This is a genomic window from Streptomyces sp. NBC_01267 (genome assembly GCF_036241575.1).
Classification (GTDB): Bacteria; Actinomycetota; Actinomycetes; order Streptomycetales; family Streptomycetaceae; genus Streptomyces.
The window spans coordinates 3,626,914-3,646,321 of the sequence record NZ_CP108455.1 but is presented as its reverse complement, the minus strand read 5'-3'; the positions used below and the strand labels follow the sequence as shown (position 1 = coordinate 3,646,321).

The window sequence follows — 19,408 nt, the reverse complement described above, 5'->3', positions numbered from 1 at the left end:
CGTAGTACCCCGTAGGACCTGGTGCGCGCGTGTGAGCGCACCAGGTCGGTAGACCCAGTGCCGACGAGGCCACCGCCCACCAGGGCGGTGGCCGCGGCGGTCACCAACACCCCGTATCTGTGCGCACGTTGCTGACCCACCGGTTTCGAAAGGCACCACCCATGGCCGCCGAGAAGACTCCCTCGCCCCACCCGGATCCCTCGCACCACCAGCCTCAGACGTCATCGAAGAAGCGAGCGCCGCTGCACCGCGCGCTGCTGTGGCCCGCCGTGGCCGTGGCGGCGGGTGGGCTGCTGCTCTTCAACTCCCTCGGTACCCCGGCCGACGACGCCAAGTCGCTGCCCCGGCCCGCGGCTGCCGTGTCGGCCGCGCCCCCGACGGCGACCCCCACCGCGGTGGCCCCGCTGCCACCCTCCGACCCGACGCGGCTCTCGATCCCGGCCATCGCCGTCAACGCGCCCTTCACGCCACTGGACATCGGCGAGTCCGGTGCGCTGAACCCGCCGCCCGTCGACAACACCAACATGGTCGGCTGGTACCGGGGCGGCGCCACCCCCGGCGAGCGCGGCGCGGCGATCGTCGCGGGCCACGTCGACACCAAGACCGGCCCGGCCGTGTTCCTGCTGCTCCGCGACCTGAAGCCGGGGAGCTACGTGAACGTCACCCGGCAGGACGGGACCGTCGCCAGCTTCAAGGTCGACTCGGTCGAGACCTTCAGCAAGGCGGACTTCCCGAACGACCGCGTCTACGGCGACACCCCCGACGCCCAGCTGCGGGTGATCACCTGCGGTGGCGCGTACGACAGAGGTGCCCAGGACTACGAGGACAACGTCGTGGTCTTCGCCCACCTCGACTCGGTGAAGCAGAAGTAGCCGCAAGTACCCGTAAGTACCCGTAAGTATCTGCTGTTCAGGGGGCCATGGACAGGCCGGGTGTCCGCTTGTAGTGCGCGTGGGCGGACACCCGGCCGCTGTATCGGGGCGGGCGCGGTGTTCAGCGCCCTGAGAGGCCGACTGCCGCCTGGTTGGTGGAGCGCAGCGGCAGGAAGACTGCCCCCGGCCTGGACCGGCCTACACCCCGTCCCGGCACGAGTACGTGTCGATCTGGGCGTCGGTGGGCTTGAAATCGACCTCCCAGTTCGGTTCGGCGGCGATGGCGGTGGCGTCCGGCAGCTCGGTCTTGAAGTCCTGTGACCAGCCGGTCGAGTTCACGTACTTCTTGAGGGCGTCCTTGATCTTGTTGCACGCTCCGCGATGCCCTCGGGGAATTCCGACGCCGTAGTACTGGGCGTCTCCGACCGTCACCGATTTGACGACCTCCAGGTCGCGGTGGACGTGGGTGAACCCGTAGAGCAGCAGCTGGTCGGTGGAGACGGCGTCGACGCGTCCGCTCTCCAGTTCCTCGATGCACTGCTTGGCCGTGGGTTTCGACATCGCGTTCACACCCGGCACACCCTGCTTCAGCGTCTCGTAGGAGGTGGTGCCCTGCCAGGCGCAGACCGGCCTGCCCTTGAAGTAGTCGGCCCGCTTGATCGGTGGGCCGCCCTTCTTCACGAGGAAGCCCTGGTAGGTAATGGCGTACGGTCCGGCGAAGTCGTGCGCGGGCAGACCGTTGCTGCCCTTCAGACGCTCGTTGTTGATCGAGTACGTGGCAACGACGAGGTCGACCGTGGGGTGCTTCTCGTCCAGATCCGTCTGACGGTCCTCCGACGGCACACTCTTGAAGTCGGGCTTCTTGCCGAGCGCGTCGGCCGCCACCTGGGCAACCTTGATGTCGAATCCGGAGCGGGGCGGATAGTCGCCCATGAAGCCCGTGCCCGGCTGGTCGCTCTTCACCCCGATCTCCACGGAGTCCCCCGTGGGCCATGAATCCGACCCGCATCCGGAGACGGCCGCCAGGGTGACCAGCGCGCTTCCCGTCAGGGCGGCAGCGAACAGTTTCCGTTTCACAGCAGCCACCAATCCTCGTCGTGCAGTACGGCTGACTCGATCTGGAGGTACGTCAGGCAGCCCTTCTTCGAATCGATCACCGCCTTCAACCCGATGTGGTCCCGGGCGCCGTGCAGGTCGATGTCGCCGGTCCCGCCGTTCTTCAGCGTGATCGCCTCCGCATCCAGCTGGGTGCCGTCCACGACGGGTGCCAGCGAGACGGTCGTCTCCGCGTGGCACATGGAGGTGCTGGACCGGTCGGGCAGCATGACGTGTATGCGTACGTGGGAACGCGGCGCGGCCGAGTCGATGTCCACCTCGGTGCGGCCCCCGTCGGCCAGTGGCCGCGTGTTCCGGACCTGCGCGGTCGAGGCGAGCTCGCCGTGGGCGGCCAGCAGCATGTACTGGCCCGCCGCGAGTGCGGCGCTGACGACGGTGATGGCGATCAGCCAGATGAATGAGGCGGGCCTCTTGCCCGCCCCGTTGCAGGCGGACCAGAGGCAGACCCCGCCGGCGATCGCGCACAGCACCAACATCACGATGTACAGGCCGTGTTGACTCGCCGACGCCTTGGGCATCATCACCGTACCGAGCACGACCCCGGCCACCACCGCTACCAGCGCGACGGCCTGTGCCCAGGGCCCGCCGAACCTGATGTACTGGCGGCCGGACCCGGTATGGATGGCGTTGTTCCCGCCTTCCGGATCGACGCTCGTACGGTGCTGAGCGCGGTGGTCCTCCCCGTCGTCCGCCATCAGTTGAACGTCACGTTCTGGTCGCCCGAACCGGTGTGTACGGCGTTCTTCCCGCCGTTCAGCGTGATCTCCGTACGGTGGCCCAGGGCCTCCAGCTCGCGGGTGACGACGGCCAGGTCCTCCGGCGGCAGCACCTGTGTCAGCGCGGCGGCCAGCCGCAACGAGCGCGCGCTCTCGCCGGGCTCTCCTCCGGGCTCTCCGTCTGGCTCGCCTGGCTCTCCGCCCGGCTCTGCGTCCGGTTCGCCGTCCAGGGCCCGTGCCAGGCGCGGATCGACAGCACGGCCGCGCCGGGTCAGTACCCCCACGACCCGCCCACCGATCTCCGACCAGGGCACCCGGCTGATGAGCCCGGCCAGCGCGTTGACTCCCGCCGTGACGGCGACGGCTCCGAGATCCTCACTCAATGTCAACTCCCCTCAAATCGCCGACAAGTGGCGTCATCGTAGATCTGAAGAGTCGCCCCACGTCCGAAGTACTTCTGATCGGTGCGGGGTTGGAACGCGGTCCGGACAGTTCGGTGTCCGAAGCATGCCCGTGTCGACCGCCGCACCTTTCGATATCGGCCCTGCTCACGGGCAGGGACGGGGATTCTCCAACGCTGGGCAGCCGCTCCCGCACCCCGGTGATCGGTGGTGGAAACTGTGGGCATGGAGTTCTTCTGCTACCACCGCGACCGCTCCGCCTCACTCGCGCTGCGTCATGAACTGCTGGAGGAGCACTGGTCGTACATGGACCAGTACGACGCGGAGATGATCGCCCGTGGTCCGACCCTCACCAGCGACCGCGAAGTGCCCACCGGCAGCCTGCACATCGTCGACCTGCCGGATGTCGCCGCCGCCCGTGCGTTCGCCTTCGACGAGCCCGGTTACCAGGCGGGCGTGTACCGCGATGTGATGCTGCGCCGGTGGCGCAATCTGCTCGGCCGAACCATGTGGGACTTCCCCGGCGGACACACCGAGGGCAACCGGTACCTGGTGATGGGACTCGGCGCGAGCGAGCCCGCCGATGTCGTCAGCCTCGCTGACCTCGCTGACCTCGATGTGCTGCCGGATCGGGACGAGTTGATCGCGTACGGGCCGCTGCTGTCCGACGACGGTGCCACCTGGCTCGGTACGGCGGTGCTGGTACGGGCCCCGGACCGGGACCGGGCGCGGGCCGTCCTGCCTGCGGACCGGTACGCCCACATCGAGGTGCACGACTGGCAGTTCGGCGGCCGTTCGTGACGGACTGAGGGGGTACGGGGGCAGGGGGGGACAGGGGCAGGGAGGGGGCCGCCGGGCCGCCGATGCTCGGAGCTTGAGCCTCGGGATCCGGGACCCGGGACGGTCCGGCCACTCCTTCGGGGGAAGTTCTCAGACACGTACGGGGTACGAGCGCCCGAAGCTCGGGTTCCGGGTTCCGGGCGTCGGGACGCGAGCCCCGGGATTCGAGCTTCTTCCCTTACCGGAGAAGGGTGGGTAGGGGTTGGGGGAAGTCCTTCCCACCCCTCCCGACCCCCGTAACGGCGGGTAAGTACGACTAATCCGGACCGGCTTGCGGCGCGCGGGCGCGGCTGCTTACGGTGCAGCGACGAACCAACTGAACGACCCCGACGCGGTGTTACAAGCACCGAGCCGGGGTCTCACCCCAAGATCGAACAGGACGATCCCGTGGCTACCGAGAATTTTAGCGCCGCCCTGCGCGCGCCCGCATCCGCATCATCCGTACCCTCCATCGTTCATCCGATGGCAGCTCCCGGCTACGGCAAGCGGTCCGCTCCGGACCAGGCTCCCCGGCGTACGGACGACTTCCTGCTTCTGCCCGAGCGTGAGCGGTACATCGCCGCGTTCATCGACCGGCTGCCCGAGGGCGCGGCGATGACGGTCAAGACCCTCGCCCGGCAACTCCCGCGCTACGGGCAGCAAGCTGTCAGCACGGCCCTCACGGCGCTGTCCGTCGCCGGATACCTGCGGCGCATCCGCCGCCTGGCCGGAGACGGCGACCAAGTCCGCTGGGTCTTCCGCACGTTCTGGTCGCGGACCGCACGCGACAACGAGTGGTGGACCACCTTCCTTGCCGCCGAGGACGGCCGATCCCCGTCCGAGACGCAGGTATCGGCGAGCCCCGCGCCCCCCGCGCCCGCGCCGCCCGCCGTACCGCAGCAGCCGGAACCAGACCCTGCATCAGACCCGGCACCGGACCCGGCACCACACCCCGGCCGCCCCTCGCCCGCGTACGACGCACTGTCCCAACTCGGCTGCACCGACCCCCGGTTAGCCCTCTCGGCTGCCGACTGCGCAACCCTGGAAGGTCTCGCACAGGAGTGGCTGGAGCGCGGCGCCACGCCCGCCCACCTCGTCCAGGCCCTCACCGCAGGACTCCCCACCGAACCGATCATCTCGCCCCGGGGCTTCGTCCGCCGCAGGCTCACGGACAAGAAGCCACCACACCGGCCCACCACCAACACCACCACAGTCACACCGCCGCGCCTGCTGGTGGAATGCACCAAGTGCGGCAACCCCGGCCGCCCCGAAGCACTCCCCGACGGTCTCTGCCGCACCTGCCGCCCCGGTACGCCGACCCCACCCGAACCGGCCGCATCGGCGGTAGCGCACCACGTACACCAACGGGTCGACGCCCTGCGCGCCCTGACCCGGACCCCGTAAGCGCGGCGGGAGAGAGAAAGCCCCTCCCGGGCCCGCGTCCTCACAGACCGAACAAGCGGGCCGCGTTGTCGTGGCAGACCGCGCGCAGCCAGTCGTCGCCCAGCCCGGTGCGTTCCAGCGCGTGCAGGGCATCGGCGTACGAGTAGGGGATGTTGGGGAAGTCCGTGCCGAGCAGCACGCGGTCCCGCAGGGCGGCCAGCCGGGGGAGCGCCGCCGGGGGGAACGGGTCCGATGCCTCGACGAACGGGGTGAACGCCATGGTGGTGTCCAGCATGACGTCCTCGTGGCGTTCGGCGAGGTCGAGGAAGCCCTCGTACTCGGGCATCCCGAGGTGGGCGACGACCAGCCGCAGCCGTGGGTGCCGCTTGAGCAGCTCGCCGATCGGCCCCGGGCCGGTGAAGGCGCCGGGCACCGGCCCGGAACCGCAGTGCGTCACCACCGGTGTCCCGCTGTCGGCCAGCTGTCCCCAGACGTCGTCGAGCAACGGGTCGTTGGGGTCGTAGCCGCCGACCTGGAGGTGGCACTTGAAGACCCGCGCGCCCTGGTCCAGTGCGTGCCGTACGTCGTCGGAGGCGCCCGGTTCGGCGAAGAACGTGGCCGTGTGCAGACAGTCCGGCACCCGCGCGGCGAAGTCGGCGGCCCAGTCGTTGAGCCACCGGGCCATGCCCGGCTTGTGCGGGTAGAGCATGGACGTGAACGCCCGGACCCCGAAGCCGCGCAGCAGCTCGATGCGGCGCTCCTCCTCTTCCCGGTACGTGATCGGCCAGGCCCGGCCCACGAGCGGCCCGGCCGCGTCGAAATACGCCCACACCTTCGCCAGTACCCGCTCGGGCATGAAGTGGGTGTGGACGTCGATGAGCGACTCCAGCCCCAGCGCGCTCCGGAACGCGGCCACCTGGGCCCGTTCGCTCTCACCGCCCGGCGTCCCGCTGTCCGGCGTCACGTCGCCCGGCGTCCCGCTGTCCGGCGTCACGTCGACCGGCGTTCCGGACGGCTCGCGGTGTGCTGCCGCGTGATCGGCGCTGTCCTTCTGACCCGACCTCGGCTCCTCGGACATGTGGGCCTCCCCTCTTCGTGTTCCGTCGAGTCTGCCTGGCGGGTCGGGTCCAGCAGAGCGGGGGTCCCGGATCAGCCCTGGTCCTGGGGCTGCCCCCGGGGGGAACCGTGGGGTCTGCACCAGTGTGTCCGGGCCGGTGCGCGCGTGAAGATCATTTCGACAGCACTCGCTGTTCCTTGCACTCGCTGTTCCATGCGATGAGGAGTGATCACACATGATCGGCAACAGGACGCGGCTCGTGGCAGCGGCTATCGCCCTGGCCGCGACGCTGGCCCCGGCGACGGCCGCGTACGCGTCGTCACCGGCGGCGCCCGTATCGGGCCCGACGCACACCCAGCCCCAGACCCAGACGCAGACCCCGGTCGGCGCGCTGGACCGGATCGCCCACCCGCTGCGGTCGGCCGAGCCGGGCACCGGCACGGCCGACCTGCGCGCCCTCGGGGTGACGGTCGGCGACGCCAAGGTGGTCGGTGTGGGGGAGGCCACGCACGGCTCGCACGAGTTCTTCGCGCTGAAGGACCGGCTGTTCCGCTACCTCGTCGAGAAGAAGGGATTCACCACCTTCGCCCTGGAGATCAGCTGGTCGGCGGGGCTACAGATCGACGACTACGTCCAGCACGGCAGTGCCGGCGGCGGCGCTGACACCGGAGGCGACGACGCCCGGCAGGTCGTGCACGAGGTGATGGCCGGGTCTCCCTGGGACCGCGAGGAGTTCGTGACCCTCGTGCGGTGGATGCGCGACCACAACCGCCAACACCCCGACCGTCCCGTCCACTTCATGGGTGACGACATCGGCGCCCCCAGGCTCGACGGGCGCGTCTTCGACGCGGTCACCGACTACGTCGGGCGGACCCACCCGGAGTCCCTGCCGCGCCTGAACGAACTCCTCACCGGCCTGCGCCCGCTCGACGACGCCATCGGCTACCTGAACCGTCCGCTCGCGGAACGCCAACAGAACGCGGCCAGGGCACAGCAGATGCTCGACCTGGTGGAACAGCAGGGGCGTCCCGGTGATGACAGCTTCGACTTCGCCCTGCAGAACGCCCGCAACATCGCCCAGACCTACACCTTCCTCGCCGTCGACCCGGGCAACCAGGAGTCGTTGACCGCCATGGAGCGCTACCGCGACCAGGTGATGGCCGAGACCACGGAATGGTGGCAGCGGCGCACCGGCGACAGGATCCTGCTGTCGGCCCACGACGACCACGTCGGCTATGTCAGCTCCGACCCGACGACGTACCCGAAGACCCAGGGCTCGTTCCTCCACGACAGCCTGGGTGCGGACTACCTCGCCCTCGGCACCACCTTCGACCAGGGCTCCTTCCTCTCCAAGGACCAGGCCCTCGGCGGCGACTGGAAGAAGTTCACCGTCGGTCCGGCCGGACCCGGCTCGAACGAGTACACGCTCGACCAGGTCCGGTACCGGGACTACTACGCGGACCTGCGCAAGCTCCCTGCTGCCAGCCGCAGTTGGCTGGACGTCGCGCGCCCGACCTGCCTCGTCGGTACGGAGTTCCCGAACGCGGAGACGCCCGAGCTGGCCATCGGCAAGGCGTACGACGTCCTGGTCCACCTCCACACCGTCCGGGAGGCGACCGAACTGCCGGCCGGGTAACCCGGGGCCGGTACCTCAGGGGCCGGTACCTCGGGCGCCGGAACCCCCCGGGGTCGGTACAGCAGCGGCGGTCCCGCTACTTCGAGACCATCTTGCGGGCGATCTCTTTGATGGCCGCCTGCGGTTCCGCGGGCAGCCTGTTCCAGTCGAGTCCCAGGGCCGCCAGCGTGTGACGCGCCTCGGTGACCCGCTCCGGGGCCGGTCCGTCCGCGGAGAACTCGTACAGGACCCGGGCGTACTCCTCCCGCCGGTTGGGTCCGGCATGACGCCAGAACGCCAGGGTTTCGCCCAGGTGTTCCAGGGTGTTGTCGTCCTGGCCGTCGGGGTGGTTCTCGGCCGTCTGCTCCCAGCGCTTGGCGAAGTAGTGCCAGGCGTCCTTCGAGGCGAGTCCGAGGCCCGTGGCCGCCGCCGTGCCGGCGAGCGCCCAGCCGACCGGGGTGGCGGCCAGGGCGGCGGCGCCCGCGGTGGCACCGGCCCCGACCGCAGCCGCGGACACCAGGGCGGCGACCGAACCGGACGCACCGGCCGCGCCGGACACCGCCTGCACCAGCTTGTTCCGCCGGCCCCGCCGGTTCTTGTACAGGGCGTACAACTGGATCGAGCGCAGCGAGACCGGGCGGGTCCTGCCCTTGTCGGAGAGCCGCACCTCTCCCGCCAACTCCTGAAGGGCGGCGTCCAGCGCGGTCTTGTACGCCTCCCGCTGGGCCTGGTCCGCCAGCGCCTGGTCGAGCCCCTGCTGGGCGCTCCTGATGTGGCCCTCGATCTCCGGCAGCCCGATGTACTGGATGTCGTACAGCTGTCTCGCCAACTCGCGCCGCTGAGGTGACCAGTTGGCGATGTCGTCCGTGTTGCCGAACGACGGGTCCTGCTCCGCCTGCGCGCGGAGCGCCGCGAGCTGGCCCTTCCAGTCGGAGAGGTCCTCGTTGAGCTTGGCGATCAACAGCTTCTGGACCACGACCTGCTCCCGGGCCGCCAGGAGCGCCCGGTGGGGCTCGATCTCCTCGCGGATGATCAGCTCCTTGAGTTCGCGTGCCCGGTGGTGCGCGTGGAGCCCCTTGCGTACGTACCGACCCGCCTGGATCGCACCCGCGGGCAGCGCCGCACCGGCCCCGGCCGCCAGCACGGTGTTGTAGAGGGCCAGGTTCTGACCGGCGAGGTTCATCGCGCCGCCCGCGCCGTTGAGTACCTGCCCGGCGAAGTTCGAGGTGGCCTGCGCGGTGTCCCCGGCCGCGTTCCGGTACTCGCTGTTCGCAGCGCGGTGCTCCCCGCTGCCGGGCTGTGCGGCGTTCCGCTCCCGGCGGGCCGTGAGCGCGGCGGACCCGCTGGTGACGGCGCCGTACCCGGCGACCACGGCGCCTGCGGCGGGCGCCCCCACGCCGAGGTCGTAGGAGGCGTTGGTGCTGACGGCGGGGTCGGTGTACTGCCCGGAGACGGTGGCCCCACCGGCCATGCCGGAAGAGTTGGCGGTCACGTCCAGGCCGGTGACCGGCCCGCTGACGCCACGCCCGCTCCGCTCCGGTCGGCGCTGCTCGCTCTCCTCCCCGGCGGGGGCCCGGCCGCCGGGCCCGGAGCGCGTACCGGCCCGCTGGATGCTGACGCCCGGCGCCGCTGCCGCCTTCCGCTGGACGCTGACCCCGTCCACCGCGGCCCGCTGGACGCTGACGCCCGCTTCCGCCCCCGCTGCCCGCTGCTGTCCGCCGTCGGGGCTGGGCCCGCTCCGCTGCTGCGCGAGCAGCCCGGCCACGACCGCGTTCCCCGCCGAACCCTGCAACTGACCTACGGAGTATTGCGATTGGGGGCTGGGCGGTGTGGCCACCGATGTGGCCACCGGTGCGGCAGGCGTCACCGTGCCGTGGGGCCGCCGGGACGCCCGCCCGGTACCCTGTCCCGCCGCCCCGGCCGACTCTGCAACCTGCTGCAAGTGCATAAGCCCCTCCTGCCTCCCCAACCTACGTTGCCTCTCATCCTCACCCGGTGGCGGCCAGGGTGGGTAGTGGCGAAGGAGCAGCGCAGGGGGCCGATGGGGCAGCCCGGACCATGTACGCGGAACACCGGGAACTGGCGGACATTCATGTCAGGTTCCGATCAGGTTGACGGGGTATCCCTTCCGGTGATTCGGCTCCCGCGGCTCCCGCTGGTGTCGTTTCAGCTCCACAGCCCCGCTCAGCTCCTCAGTCCCGCCCAGCTCCACGGCCCCGCGCCGCGCGGACCTCGTGCGGCGCCCCGTGGACCACTCGATTGGACCGGTGTGACGTGAACTTCAAGTATCGCCAACTGCACGGTCGTTCCTTGGTGGTAGCAGTACGGAGCAGACTCGCCGCAGCGATGGGGGTGGTCGCGCTGCTGGTGGCCGTCCTCACCGGCACGGCCGCCGGTGCGGCCAGCGCGGCACCTCAGACGCCCCAGGCACCTCAGACGTCCAAGGCACCTCAGACGTCCAAGGCACCCCAGGCTTCCCGGACACCCCAGGCATCCCGGGCGGCGCAGGGCACCGCCGTCGCGCAGGACGCCTCCGGGTGGATCTGCCCCGGCACGCCCATCCCGGACGGTTACGTGATCACCAGCCGCGGGGCGAACGGATGCAACGGCGCGGGCTCCTGGTACATACAGCCCGCGCAGAGCGGCCTCTGGATCTGCGCCACTTCGCCGATTCCCCCCGGCTACGTGCTCACCCTCCACACCGCTAACGGCTGCAACGCCAACATCGACACCTGGTTCATGGAGCTGGCCCGCGACGGCCAGTACGTCTGTGCGGGCTCGCCGATTCCCTCCGGTTACGTACTCACCGGCCACATCAGCACCGGCTGCGGCGGCATCGGCATCTGGTACCAGCAACTGGCCCGCGTCGGCGAGTACATCTGCCCCGGCGTACCGATTCCGGCCGGGTTCCGTGCCGACGCCTTCAACGCGAGCATGTGCAGCGGCCTCGGGGGCTGGCTCCTGCTCGCTGCCTGATCCAGGGCCTGATCCGGCTCCCGATCAGTGCCCGGTTCAGCGCCTGATCCGGTCCCGCGCCTGATCCGGTCCCGCGCCGCTCGCCGTCATCGGCGACCGGCGCGGGACCGAGTTCAGCCCTGGTCTCCGTACCAACCGGCGCAGGGCATGACCTCAAATCCCCGGCTGGGGAAGACGGCATCCATGAAGAAGTCGTGCATCGCCGCGTCACCGTCGGCGCACCCGTCACGCAGCACGGTCACCTGGTAGCCACGGTCCGCCGCGTCGTAGCACGTCGCAGCCACCATCGCGCTGGTCGCGACTCCGGCGATCACGAGAGAGGTGACGCCGCTCGCGCGGAGTACGAGGTCGAGATCCGTACCCGCGAACGCGCTGGCCCGGCGCTTCACCACGACGACGTCCTCGTCGGCGACCGGCAGAGCGATCTCGGTCCCGGCCGATCCCTCATGGAAGGTGTCCCCGGCTTCGTGGAACGTCCTGAAGAGTGCGTTGTCCGGCGGCAGGTCGGTGCCGTTGCTCCGCAAGGCGAAGTGCACGAACACCACGAGCGCACCGGCCGCGCGGGCACGCGGCAGCAGTTCGGTGAGCGGCGGCACGACGCGCCTGGCGAACGGGTAGTTGCTCGTGATGCCCTGCTGGATGTCGCCGATGATCAGTGCAGTGGTCACGACAGGCTCCCGTTCGGTCTCTCTGTCCAGTGCCCTGCAAGTCGGCAAGGCGGCTACTCCGTCGGTCATGGTAGTGACGGGCCGGACGCAGCACTACGCTCACCCCGTGGAGATCATCAAGGGTGCCGGGACGTGGGCGCATCCCGGCGCAGTGGGCAACGACTGGGTCGAGCAGTTGCGGACGTCGGATCTGTCCGTGGGCACGTACTGCATCCCGGTCGGAGGACGCGATACCCAGAGCCCTCATACCGAGGACGAGATCTACGTCGTCACCGCCGGGCGCGCCAAGATCACGACGCCCGACCGGACGGCCGAGGTGGGCCCCGGAGCGGTGATCTTTGTACCGGCCGGTGAGGAGCACCGATTCATCGACGTGACCGAAGACCTGGCGTTGCTCGTGGTGTTCGGTCCCGCCTTCGGATCGCGCACGTCCGAGTCGTAGGCAGCGCAGGGCTCCGGGTTACCGCGGGCGTCTGAATGGCATTCCGCCGATGGCCGGACGTCCGGGCCGCCCTCGCAGTCGTCCCGCCGCTGTGCTGGGTGACAAGGCGCACTGCGGCAGTCCTTAGCGGGGCTTGACCGAAGAGAGTTGTACGAGCAGCAGCACCAGCCGGTAGGCCTCGGCGAAGTCGGTCGTGGTGAAGGTGATCGTGCGGCTGCCCTCGACGCGGGAGACACCCGGCACGAGCGTCGCCAGATCGACCATGTGCGGGCTGGAGAGGTCGACCTCGACAGTCAGCGGTCCGGCCATGGTCAGGGGCGACACCATGGCCCGCCGGGCGATGGCCTCGGCCGCCGCCCGGCGTAGCTGCTCCCGGGCCTCCTCGGGATGCAGGACGACCGCGGCGGCCTGCGCGAGGGCTTCCTTGACCGCGACGGTGACCGCGGAGGGCACCAGCTCGCGCAGTTCGGCGCAGGCGGTGTCGTCGCCGCTGAGCATCACGACCGGCACGCCCAACTTCCCCGCCATGGCGGCGTTGAGCCCGATCTCGCCCAACGAACGCCCGGCCACCCGGACATCCAGGGTCGCGTCACTCATGGTGTGCGCGAGTACGCCGGGCCCCCGGCCGGCCCGTGCGTGGTAGCCGACGAAGAGGACGGCGTCGGTGTCCTCGTCGAGCCCACCGAGCATCCCCAGGGGTCGCGGCTTGCCCCGCACCAGACGGGCCCGGCGATCGAGCTCCTCCGGCAGCAGGTTCCGGAACGTCCCGTGCGCGTCGGCGACCCACACCACGGCATGGGGCTCGGCGTCCAGCACCCCGGCGATCACGGCGTTCGCCTCGGCCGTCATCAACGCCCGGCCCCGCTCGTAGTCGTAGCGCTCGGGGTTGGTCTCGGAGGGGTGCACGATCCCCGAGACGCCCTCCATGTCGACTGATATCAGTACCTTCATGGCTGCGGAGTGTACGGACGGGCGGACGCCGCATCGCACGGGTTCGCCGCGCTGGCATGTCGTGTACGCGCCGCCAGCACCCTCCAGCACGGGGGCATGACCTCTCCGGAGTGAACTTCCGCAATCTCGCGCAATCGCGCAACGAACCAACTCTCCTGCGCACTAGCGTCTTTGGATGACGCCCGTCCGACCGTCGCGGGCCGGACGAGGGAGAGTCAGTGCACGCCGTCGAGTACGAAGCCAAGTTCCTGGACGTCGATCCCTCGCTGATGGCGTCGCGCATCCAGCAGGCAGGTGGGGTCTTCCGGGGCGAGTGGTTGATGCGCCGGTACGTCTACGACACGGTTCCGCACGTACAGGGGCGCTGGGTGCGACTGCGTGACTCCGGAGACGCGGTCACGCTGTGCGTCAAGACGATCACATCCGACGCCATCGACGGCACCCAGGAGACGGAAACCACGGTCGGCTCCTTCGAGGAGACGCATGCCCTCCTCGGGCTCATGGGGCTGACGCACCGCTCGTATCAGGAGAACCGTCGTAGCTCGTGGCTGCTGCTCGACGGGGTCCGCTTGGAGATCGACTCCTGGCCCGGCATCCCGCCGTACCTGGAGATCGAGGGCGACGCCGAGAACGACGTGTGGCGCACGGCCGAGCAGCTGTCGATTCCCAGGGATGAGCTGACGAGCGAGAACACGACCAAGGTGTTCAGGCGGTACGGGATCGACCTCGAAGCCATCACTGACCTGCGATTCTCGTAACAGGTCCTGCAACCACGGCCGACGGCCGTACGCGCATCGGTCCCGTCACGGCGGCGATTTCTGCACAGCCAACGCGGCTTGAGGAGCGTCACGACGGGGACCGCGGCATGCCGATGACACAGCGAATCCTTGCCCAGAGAGACCTCTCTGGGACGTTGCCCGGGACATGAGCAGATTCGGTGCCCTCCCGGGCCGTTGAGGACTGCACCGACAGGCCCTCGTGAGCGCCGCCCCGGAAGGCGACGGCCTCCGCGCCGATACCGACCACTTCCAGAAGTACGTCCCATGCCTGGTCGGCATCCCCGTGCGGTTCGGTGAGCCAGACGTACGAGACGTCGGCGGGATTACCGTCGTGCTTGCTGAGGGCGAAGCTGTAGCCCCGCAGCCGGAACAGGACGACATCGAGCGCGTCCAGCCCGTCCCACGACCGTTCCACGTGCAGGCGCAACCGCCGGGCCACGGGGCGTACCGGCAGTCTCAGCACCCCGATCATCTGAAACGTCGGGGAGCAGTGCTCCCACACGCTCCACTGATGGGCTGGGTTCTTGCCCGTGCCGTAGGGCGGGGTGGTGGCTTCCTGCCAGTCGGGCTCGGGCTCGGGCACCTCGACTGCTGTCACAGCAGTTCCTCTCCGTTGGCCAATGTCGATGGGCTTTCGGCTCTCCCGTCCGGCAATGATCGGCGAGCTGGTCAAGGCTCGGGGCAGCCTGCATCGCATGACCGACCAGGTTGCCCGCAGGGACGCGGCTACCCGCTCCACCACCCAACTCGTCGCGTTCCTGGGGGACAACGCCGACCACTCGTGGACACCGCCGGTCGACGGGCTCGCGGCAGCACTCGGCCACGACGTGGTGCACGGACTGGACATCACGGTCGCCCTCGCCCTGGGCGCTTCACCCGGTCGTGAAGGCGGCGCAGTGGCGCAAGTGGCGCTACGTGCCGAGTACCAGCAGTGGCAGTCGTAGGCCCTTGTCGAGGGCGGACATTGCAGCGCGGATGCGTCGCTCCTGTGGGGGCGAGGTGTAGTCGCCGAGCCGGGCCAGGGGTACGCACTTGAGGGCGGCGATCCCGTCGGCCGCGTCCTCGGGGACGGCCAGTGCGGATTCCTCTTCGGGGGTGAGCCGTCCGCCGTCGCAGACGATGGTGAACCCCTCGGCCGAGCTCTTGCCTTCGGCGGATGTGGACGCGGGAACGTGATCGAGGGCGAGGAAGTGGGTGAGGCGGCGGTGGAGGCCGGTCTCCTCGGCGAGTTCACGGGATGCGGCGGTGGCGACGCGCTCCCCCTGGTGGGCTCCGCAGCCGGGTAGCTGCCATTCGTCCCGGTCCGCCGTCTTGACCAGGAGTACGGCGCCCCCGCCGTTACGCACCAGTGCGGTGGCTCCGATACTCCGGCGGGGCGGGTTCATCGCCCCAACACTCATGTGTGGGCGGCGTTTTGGGCCCCGCCCAGGGGCTGTGGGCGGCGCGGCGCCCTCGGTGAGTGCGTCGAGTTCGTCGAGCCGGCGGTTGATGCGAGAGGCGAACTGCTCAGCCTCCACCACGGAGATGGAACCCAGGGACACCTTGTGCAGAGGGTGGTTGCAGGCCACGCACGGCTCTTCGATGCCGATGTCGTCGAAGTCGACCTGGAGGCGCCGGAGAGCATTGACGAACGCGGTGGCGGCGTCCTCGGCGTTCTCCCGGTCGTTGTTCGTCCAGTACCCACGGTCGACAGGGCCGAGATCCTGATCCGTCATGCCCGGGTCTCCCTTCCCTCACGCAGCCGTACGCGAAGCCGGGCCATCGTGGGCGACTCCTCGGGGTTGGCGACGGTGACGGCGTCCGCATCCGCCTTCGGGGCGTCGGGACACACCGGCCGGCCACACCGGCAGGGCGGCCACTTCAGTACGGAGGATTCGAGTTCGGGCTGCTCGTCCATGCGGTCCAACTGCCTTTCCAGTCCGGTGACGACCTCGCGGAGAACGTCCTGGGTGAGCGGCGCGTACCCGGTACGCGGCAGCCACGCCGGGGCCAGCCGCCAGAACCCGCCGGCCCTTACCAGCGCCGCCAACTGGGCTGCGTCGGCGACCAATTGGCCGGTGGACGGAATGCGCTCCGAAGGCAACGTTCGCTCCTCTCTGTAGTCGTTCCACTACCGAGGGGCTTCATCGTGACCTAGGGTGGGAGTGCATTCAACTTGCGGTAATTGGTCGGGTAGTTAGGCGGTAGCTGGTGAATCGAAAAGAGCTGGATCCTGAGAAGTCGCCCGGCGCGGCGTTCGGGCAGCGTCTCCGCACGTTGCGGGATGAACGTGGATGGACGCAGGACGAGCTGGGGGAGCGCATGAGCTGCTCCGGTACGCACATTTCTGCCGTCGAAACTGGTCGGCGCCCTCCAACTACCCGTTTCGCAGCAAGTGCGGACAGGGTCTTCGGGACGGGAGACAGGTTCGAACGCCAGGGTCGGGCCGTACGGCGCACGACCCTGCTTGAGGGGTTCCCGGAGTACGTCGGGCACGAAGGCCGTGCGGCGGAAATCCGGGTGTACGAGGTGGGCGTCGTACCCGGTCTGCTCCAGACTCCGGAGTACGCGGCGGTACTGGCAGACAGCGCCGTCAAGCGTGGTGCGATCGCGGCCGATCAGGCAAGCGAGCGGGTCTCGCACATCGCAGCGCGGCAGTCCACACTTCTCCGGACGCCCTCGCCGCTGGTCCTGGTGGTGCTGGACGAGAGCTGCATCCGTCGGCCCGTCGGTGGTCCTGCGGTCATGGACGCGCAGTTGGCGCGGCTGGCCGAGTTCGCCGAGCTCCCGAACACCGTGCTCCAGATCGCTCCGTTCGACATGGGGGAGCGTCGACCCTTCAATCTGCCCGTGTACATACTGACGTTGTCGGACCGCCAGCTCATGTCGTACGCGGAGTCCGCCCACCGGGGCCATCTCGACCGGGAAAGCACTTCGGTAGTACCCCTGTTGACGGCCTACCATCAACTACAGGCCGAGGCGCTGTCCCAAGCGGCGTCCGTGGCCATGATCAACCGGTTACGAAAGGGCTCTCCGTGACGACCGAATCTCCCCGCTGGTTCAAGTCCTCGTACAGCGACAACGGTGGCGCCTGCATCGAGGTCGCCGTCAACCTCGTCGTCCCGCGCGGCGTGGTCCCCGTCCGTGACTCCAAGAACCCGGGCGGTCCGGTTCTGGCCGTCTCCGCCGGTGCGTTCGTCTCCTTCGTGGCGGGCGTCAAGGGCACGGAGTTCGGCGCCGTCTGACGGCCCGGCCCGGCGCGTACCGAATTCCGGGCTGCCCCATCGTGCGCCGCGCGGTGGGGCAGCTCAGATCGGCAGATCCCAGCCCGGACCGTCCTCGGCGCCGATCCACACGCGCTGCCGGGTGGCAGTGACCGTGATGCCGAAGTTCTCCTGGTGCGGTTCACCGGCTGCCTGCCAGCTCCGCACCGCGGTCTCGACCTGGTCCCACAGGCGGACCGGGCCACGCTGTACGACTGTCCAGCCACCGCCGGGCCCGGACGTGGTCCGTGACTGGGAACCGGTGGAGACGTCCCAGAGGATCTGCTCGGACCCTGCTCCCATCCGCTCGGCCGATGGCGCAGCGAGCTGGGCGACCCAGCTTCCGGTCCACGTGCCGATGATGCCGGGGTCGATCAGGCTCGGGCGTTCCGCACCGGGCAGCAGAGCCAGTGGTGGGCGGTGCGGCCGGTCGTGCGTGCGGGCCAGCAGGAAGCTGGTGCGCCCGGGGAGGAACCGTCCGGTGGCGGTGCCGGGGCCGGTCATGGTGAGCAGCGCCGGCCCGGATGCGTCACTCCATCCGGAGAGGGGCACCAGAATCTTGCCGCCCCTTTTCACCTGGTGCAGCCACGGCACCGGGATGTACCGGACCGAGCAGGTGGAAATCAGGCGGTCGTACGCTCCGCCGTCCGGATCTCCCCGCAGTCCGTCGCCGATGACCAGCCGGGGAGCGTACCCCGCTGCCCTGATGGCGGACTCTGCGGCGCTGCCGATCACCGGGTCGTACTCGATGCTGGTGAGATTGCCGTCCCCCAGTCGGTGCGCGCCGAGGGCGGCCGAGTATCCGGTTCCGGTACCGATCTCCAGGACGCGCTGACCCGGTCGGACGCCGAGTTGCTGCCACATGCGCAGCACCAGTGACGGCAGCGTGGAGGACGACGAGGGGGAGCCCTCGATATCCGTTCCGGCTTCGACGTCGTCGGGCCTGGTACGGCCGTCGAGCTGGGTGATGAGCGTCTGGTCCGTGTAGACGCCTCGCAGCCACCCGTCATCGTCCTGGCGGACGGGCCGGTAGCGGGCCGGGACGCTGCCCGGCACCCGCTCGAAGTAGGAGCCGGCGAACAACTCCCGGGGAACAGCTTCGGCTGCGCTGCGCCACCGGGGATCCGTGAGCGTGCCGTTTTCGGTGAGAGCGCCTGTCAGGGCGGCGCGCAGGGAAGTGGATGCGCTCATGTGTCAGATTCCCTTCTGTAGTTGGTCGGCGATGGCGCGGGCCACGAAGTCGGTGGTCCCGGTCGGCTGCCATGCCCACTGCCCGTTGGGATTGCACTCCAGGAAGTACCAGGTGTCATCGGCGGTCACCGCGAAGTCGAACGCGCCGAACGTCAGCCTGAATTCCGCGAGATAGGCGGCAACGGAGTGCTCGACGGCTTCGGGAATTCTGATCGGGGTGCATTGCGTGAAGTTCGGCCGGTAGCGCCGGTCGCGATCGGAGCTGTCGATCCGGGTCCCGGACAGCCGGTCGCCAACAGCCGTCACACGCACGTCGAACACCTTGTCCACCTTGGCTTGGAACATGTACGGGCATACGGCCACGGCATGGGTGATCTCGTGACTGCGCGCCTCCCGCACCCACACGCTGTGCGGCTGGCCGTCCACGCGGTAGGGCGTGTTCCACACGGGTTTGTAGACCACTCCGCCACGCTCACCCGCCGCGAACTCGCGGGCGTCGTCCTCGTTGTCGGTGATCAGCGTGTGGGGCACCAGGAACCCGCTCCGCTGGGCGGTCGCGAGTTGAGCGGGCTTGTACTCCGCCGCGCGGTTGCTCCACGGATGGTTGACGTAGAGGGCTCCCGGAAGGGACGCGAGGATCCCCCCGGTTCCCCAGTAGGACTGCTCTGCGGAGAACTTGCGGGCCTGCCCGGACAGTCCGGGAGCGCCCCCGTACGGCGAGGGTCTGCGGACCCAGACGGACCGCACCCGCGTGAGATCGAGTTCCCGCCTCGGGGTGCGCAGGGTGCTTCGCTGGTCGCCCGTGCGGTACGTGGCGGTCAGGGAGGAACCGTCGTGCAGGTCCACGCCGGGGTCGAGGCGGACCACGGGAACCCGGCGTTCGGCGAGCAGCCGCAGCACCAGGTCCGCCGTCGCGTCGGAGGGATTGGTCAGTACCAGCACCGATTCGCGTGAGCCGTCCATCAGCCGGAACTCTGATCCTGGTCGTGGCACATCACGGGGGTGACATGGGACGTCACGGGGGTGACATGGGACGTCACCGGGGTGACACGGGACATCACGGGGGTGAACCGAGAATCCGGGGCGGTGACCGCGTACGGCATCATTCTGCCGGTGCCCCAAGGCGTCTGCGTCTGCTTCATAGGTGCTGCACCTCCAATGCGGAGGTCCATCGTGGTGC

General features: G+C 69.6%; 23 protein-coding genes. 10 read left to right on the top strand and 13 right to left on the bottom strand.

Going from position 1 to position 19,408, the window contains the following annotated elements; all coding sequences use genetic code 11:
• The first annotated feature begins 161 nt into the window (after positions 1 to 161).
• On the top strand, positions 162 to 872 hold the full coding sequence (locus tag OG709_RS16745; protein ID WP_266642158.1) for a class F sortase: 711 nt from the start codon (positions 162 to 164) through the stop codon (positions 870 to 872).
• Between the two features lie 198 nt (positions 873 to 1,070).
• Here the strand turns inward: OG709_RS16745 and OG709_RS16740 are convergent, their stop codons facing one another.
• Genes OG709_RS16740 through OG709_RS16730 form a run of 3 tightly spaced genes read right to left on the bottom strand, consistent with a single transcriptional unit; the run spans position 1,071 to position 3,087 of the window.
• The gene (locus tag OG709_RS16740; RefSeq protein WP_250300905.1) at positions 1,071 to 1,949 is read right to left on the bottom strand and encodes a transporter substrate-binding domain-containing protein; all 879 of its coding nucleotides are present in this window, start codon (positions 1,947 to 1,949) and stop codon (positions 1,071 to 1,073) included.
• Complete coding sequence (locus tag OG709_RS16735; RefSeq protein WP_250300906.1) at positions 1,946 to 2,683, bottom strand: hypothetical protein; 738 nt, start codon at positions 2,681 to 2,683, stop codon at positions 1,946 to 1,948. The genes OG709_RS16740 and OG709_RS16735 overlap by 4 nt, the downstream gene beginning before the upstream one ends.
• A complete protein-coding gene (locus tag OG709_RS16730; RefSeq protein ID WP_329166739.1) occupies positions 2,683 to 3,087 on the bottom strand; it encodes a hypothetical protein in 405 nt (134 codons plus the stop codon). Before OG709_RS16730 ends, OG709_RS16735 begins: the two co-directional genes overlap by 1 nt.
• 243 nt (positions 3,088 to 3,330) lie before the next feature.
• On the opposite strand from OG709_RS16730, the gene OG709_RS16725 reads away from it, so the two are divergent.
• Positions 3,331 to 3,906, top strand: a complete 576-nt coding sequence (locus OG709_RS16725) for a YciI family protein (protein ID WP_329166737.1) — start codon at positions 3,331 to 3,333, stop codon at positions 3,904 to 3,906.
• Between the two features lie 426 nt (positions 3,907 to 4,332).
• Positions 4,333 to 5,328 carry a MarR family transcriptional regulator gene (locus OG709_RS16720; RefSeq protein ID WP_329166735.1) on the top strand — a complete coding sequence of 332 codons (996 nt, stop codon included), beginning with the start codon at positions 4,333 to 4,335 and terminating at the stop codon, positions 5,326 to 5,328.
• 40 nt (positions 5,329 to 5,368) lie between these two features.
• Here OG709_RS16720 and OG709_RS16715 read toward each other — a convergent pair whose 3' ends face one another.
• Complete coding sequence (locus OG709_RS16715) at positions 5,369 to 6,385, bottom strand: amidohydrolase family protein (protein WP_329166734.1); 1,017 nt, start codon at positions 6,383 to 6,385, stop codon at positions 5,369 to 5,371.
• 214 nt (positions 6,386 to 6,599) lie between these two features.
• Here OG709_RS16715 and OG709_RS16710 point away from each other — a divergent pair, with 214 nt between their 5' ends.
• Positions 6,600 to 8,000, top strand: coding sequence for an erythromycin esterase family protein (locus OG709_RS16710; RefSeq protein ID WP_326694530.1), 1,401 nt, complete (start codon positions 6,600 to 6,602; stop codon positions 7,998 to 8,000).
• Between the two features lie 76 nt (positions 8,001 to 8,076).
• On the opposite strand, the gene OG709_RS16705 is transcribed toward OG709_RS16710, so the two are convergent.
• Complete coding sequence (locus OG709_RS16705) at positions 8,077 to 9,744, bottom strand: hypothetical protein (RefSeq protein WP_329166731.1); 1,668 nt, start codon at positions 9,742 to 9,744, stop codon at positions 8,077 to 8,079.
• Between the two features lie 548 nt (positions 9,745 to 10,292).
• Between OG709_RS16705 and OG709_RS16700 the strand changes: the two genes are divergently transcribed.
• Positions 10,293 to 10,955: a hypothetical protein gene (locus OG709_RS16700; RefSeq protein WP_329169136.1), complete on the top strand. Its 663-nt coding sequence runs from the start codon at positions 10,293 to 10,295 to the stop codon at positions 10,953 to 10,955.
• 113 nt (positions 10,956 to 11,068) lie between these two features.
• On the opposite strand, the gene OG709_RS16695 is transcribed toward OG709_RS16700, so the two are convergent.
• Positions 11,069 to 11,623: a cysteine hydrolase family protein gene (locus OG709_RS16695; RefSeq protein ID WP_329166729.1), complete on the bottom strand. Its 555-nt coding sequence runs from the start codon at positions 11,621 to 11,623 to the stop codon at positions 11,069 to 11,071.
• A gap of 106 nt (positions 11,624 to 11,729) precedes the next feature.
• Between OG709_RS16695 and OG709_RS16690 the strand changes: the two genes are divergently transcribed.
• Positions 11,730 to 12,065: a cupin domain-containing protein gene (locus OG709_RS16690; RefSeq protein WP_250300917.1), complete on the top strand. Its 336-nt coding sequence runs from the start codon at positions 11,730 to 11,732 to the stop codon at positions 12,063 to 12,065.
• Positions 12,066 to 12,188: 123 nt separating this feature from the next.
• Here the strand turns inward: OG709_RS16690 and OG709_RS16685 are convergent, their stop codons facing one another.
• A complete protein-coding gene (locus OG709_RS16685) occupies positions 12,189 to 13,016 on the bottom strand; it encodes a M55 family metallopeptidase (RefSeq protein ID WP_329166726.1) in 828 nt (275 codons plus the stop codon).
• A 218-nt stretch (positions 13,017 to 13,234) separates the two neighbouring features.
• Between OG709_RS16685 and OG709_RS16680 the strand changes: the two genes are divergently transcribed.
• A complete protein-coding gene (locus OG709_RS16680; RefSeq protein WP_326694532.1) occupies positions 13,235 to 13,774 on the top strand; it encodes a class IV adenylate cyclase in 540 nt (179 codons plus the stop codon).
• An 88-nt stretch (positions 13,775 to 13,862) separates the two neighbouring features.
• Here the strand turns inward: OG709_RS16680 and OG709_RS16675 are convergent, their stop codons facing one another.
• Positions 13,863 to 14,393: a hypothetical protein gene (locus OG709_RS16675; protein ID WP_326694533.1), complete on the bottom strand. Its 531-nt coding sequence runs from the start codon at positions 14,391 to 14,393 to the stop codon at positions 13,863 to 13,865.
• A 97-nt stretch (positions 14,394 to 14,490) separates the two neighbouring features.
• Between OG709_RS16675 and OG709_RS16670 the strand changes: the two genes are divergently transcribed.
• Positions 14,491 to 14,739: a hypothetical protein gene (locus tag OG709_RS16670; RefSeq protein WP_443068539.1), complete on the top strand. Its 249-nt coding sequence runs from the start codon at positions 14,491 to 14,493 to the stop codon at positions 14,737 to 14,739.
• Here OG709_RS16670 and OG709_RS16665 read toward each other — a convergent pair.
• Together OG709_RS16665 and OG709_RS16660 are read right to left on the bottom strand one after the other, a co-directional pair.
• Positions 14,707 to 15,510: an NUDIX domain-containing protein gene (locus tag OG709_RS16665; RefSeq protein ID WP_329166725.1), complete on the bottom strand. Its 804-nt coding sequence runs from the start codon at positions 15,508 to 15,510 to the stop codon at positions 14,707 to 14,709. The genes OG709_RS16670 and OG709_RS16665 overlap by 33 nt on opposite strands.
• Positions 15,507 to 15,878 (bottom strand): hypothetical protein, encoded by a 372-nt coding sequence (locus OG709_RS16660; RefSeq protein ID WP_329166723.1) that lies wholly within the window; start codon positions 15,876 to 15,878, stop codon positions 15,507 to 15,509. The genes OG709_RS16665 and OG709_RS16660 overlap by 4 nt, the downstream gene beginning before the upstream one ends.
• Before the next feature lie 104 nt (positions 15,879 to 15,982).
• Between OG709_RS16660 and OG709_RS16655 the strand changes: the two genes are divergently transcribed.
• The gene (locus OG709_RS16655) at positions 15,983 to 16,813 is read left to right on the top strand and encodes a helix-turn-helix domain-containing protein (protein WP_250301338.1); all 831 of its coding nucleotides are present in this window, start codon (positions 15,983 to 15,985) and stop codon (positions 16,811 to 16,813) included.
• Positions 16,810 to 17,019 (top strand): DUF397 domain-containing protein, encoded by a 210-nt coding sequence (locus tag OG709_RS16650; RefSeq protein ID WP_329166721.1) that lies wholly within the window; start codon positions 16,810 to 16,812, stop codon positions 17,017 to 17,019. The genes OG709_RS16655 and OG709_RS16650 overlap by 4 nt, the downstream gene beginning before the upstream one ends.
• A gap of 63 nt (positions 17,020 to 17,082) precedes the next feature.
• On the opposite strand, the gene tgmC is transcribed toward OG709_RS16650, so the two are convergent.
• The 3 genes from tgmC to OG709_RS16635 are packed head-to-tail and all read right to left on the bottom strand — an operon-like array spanning position 17,083 to position 19,370.
• Entirely contained in the window at positions 17,083 to 18,228 is a 1,146-nt protein-coding gene (gene tgmC, locus OG709_RS16645; RefSeq protein ID WP_326694536.1) for an ATP-grasp peptide maturase system methyltransferase, read from the bottom strand.
• Between the two features lie 3 nt (positions 18,229 to 18,231).
• Positions 18,232 to 19,191, bottom strand: coding sequence for an ATP-grasp ribosomal peptide maturase (gene tgmB, locus OG709_RS16640; RefSeq protein ID WP_329166718.1), 960 nt, complete (start codon positions 19,189 to 19,191; stop codon positions 18,232 to 18,234).
• Positions 19,191 to 19,370: a hypothetical protein gene (locus tag OG709_RS16635; protein ID WP_329166716.1), complete on the bottom strand. Its 180-nt coding sequence runs from the start codon at positions 19,368 to 19,370 to the stop codon at positions 19,191 to 19,193. Before OG709_RS16635 ends, tgmB begins: the two co-directional genes overlap by 1 nt.
• Positions 19,371 to 19,408: the final 38 nt, after the last annotated feature.

Coding starts and splice junctions, on each gene's coding strand:
- tgmC (WP_326694536.1), bottom strand. CDS start 18,228: ATGAGCGCATCCACTTCCCTGCGCGCCGCCCTGACAGGCGCTCTCACC.
- OG709_RS16725 (WP_329166737.1), top strand. CDS start 3,331: ATGGAGTTCTTCTGCTACCACCGCGACCGCTCCGCCTCACTCGCGCTG.
- OG709_RS16635 (WP_329166716.1), bottom strand. CDS start 19,370: ATGAAGCAGACGCAGACGCCTTGGGGCACCGGCAGAATGATGCCGTAC.
- OG709_RS16685 (WP_329166726.1), bottom strand. CDS start 13,016: ATGAAGGTACTGATATCAGTCGACATGGAGGGCGTCTCGGGGATCGTG.
- OG709_RS16715 (WP_329166734.1), bottom strand. CDS start 6,385: ATGTCCGAGGAGCCGAGGTCGGGTCAGAAGGACAGCGCCGATCACGCG.
- OG709_RS16735 (WP_250300906.1), bottom strand. CDS start 2,683: ATGGCGGACGACGGGGAGGACCACCGCGCTCAGCACCGTACGAGCGTC.
- OG709_RS16710 (WP_326694530.1), top strand. CDS start 6,600: ATGATCGGCAACAGGACGCGGCTCGTGGCAGCGGCTATCGCCCTGGCC.
- OG709_RS16665 (WP_329166725.1), bottom strand. CDS start 15,510: ATGACGGATCAGGATCTCGGCCCTGTCGACCGTGGGTACTGGACGAAC.
- tgmB (WP_329166718.1), bottom strand. CDS start 19,191: ATGGACGGCTCACGCGAATCGGTGCTGGTACTGACCAATCCCTCCGAC.
- OG709_RS16670 (WP_443068539.1), top strand. CDS start 14,491: ATGACCGACCAGGTTGCCCGCAGGGACGCGGCTACCCGCTCCACCACC.
- OG709_RS16745 (WP_266642158.1), top strand. CDS start 162: ATGGCCGCCGAGAAGACTCCCTCGCCCCACCCGGATCCCTCGCACCAC.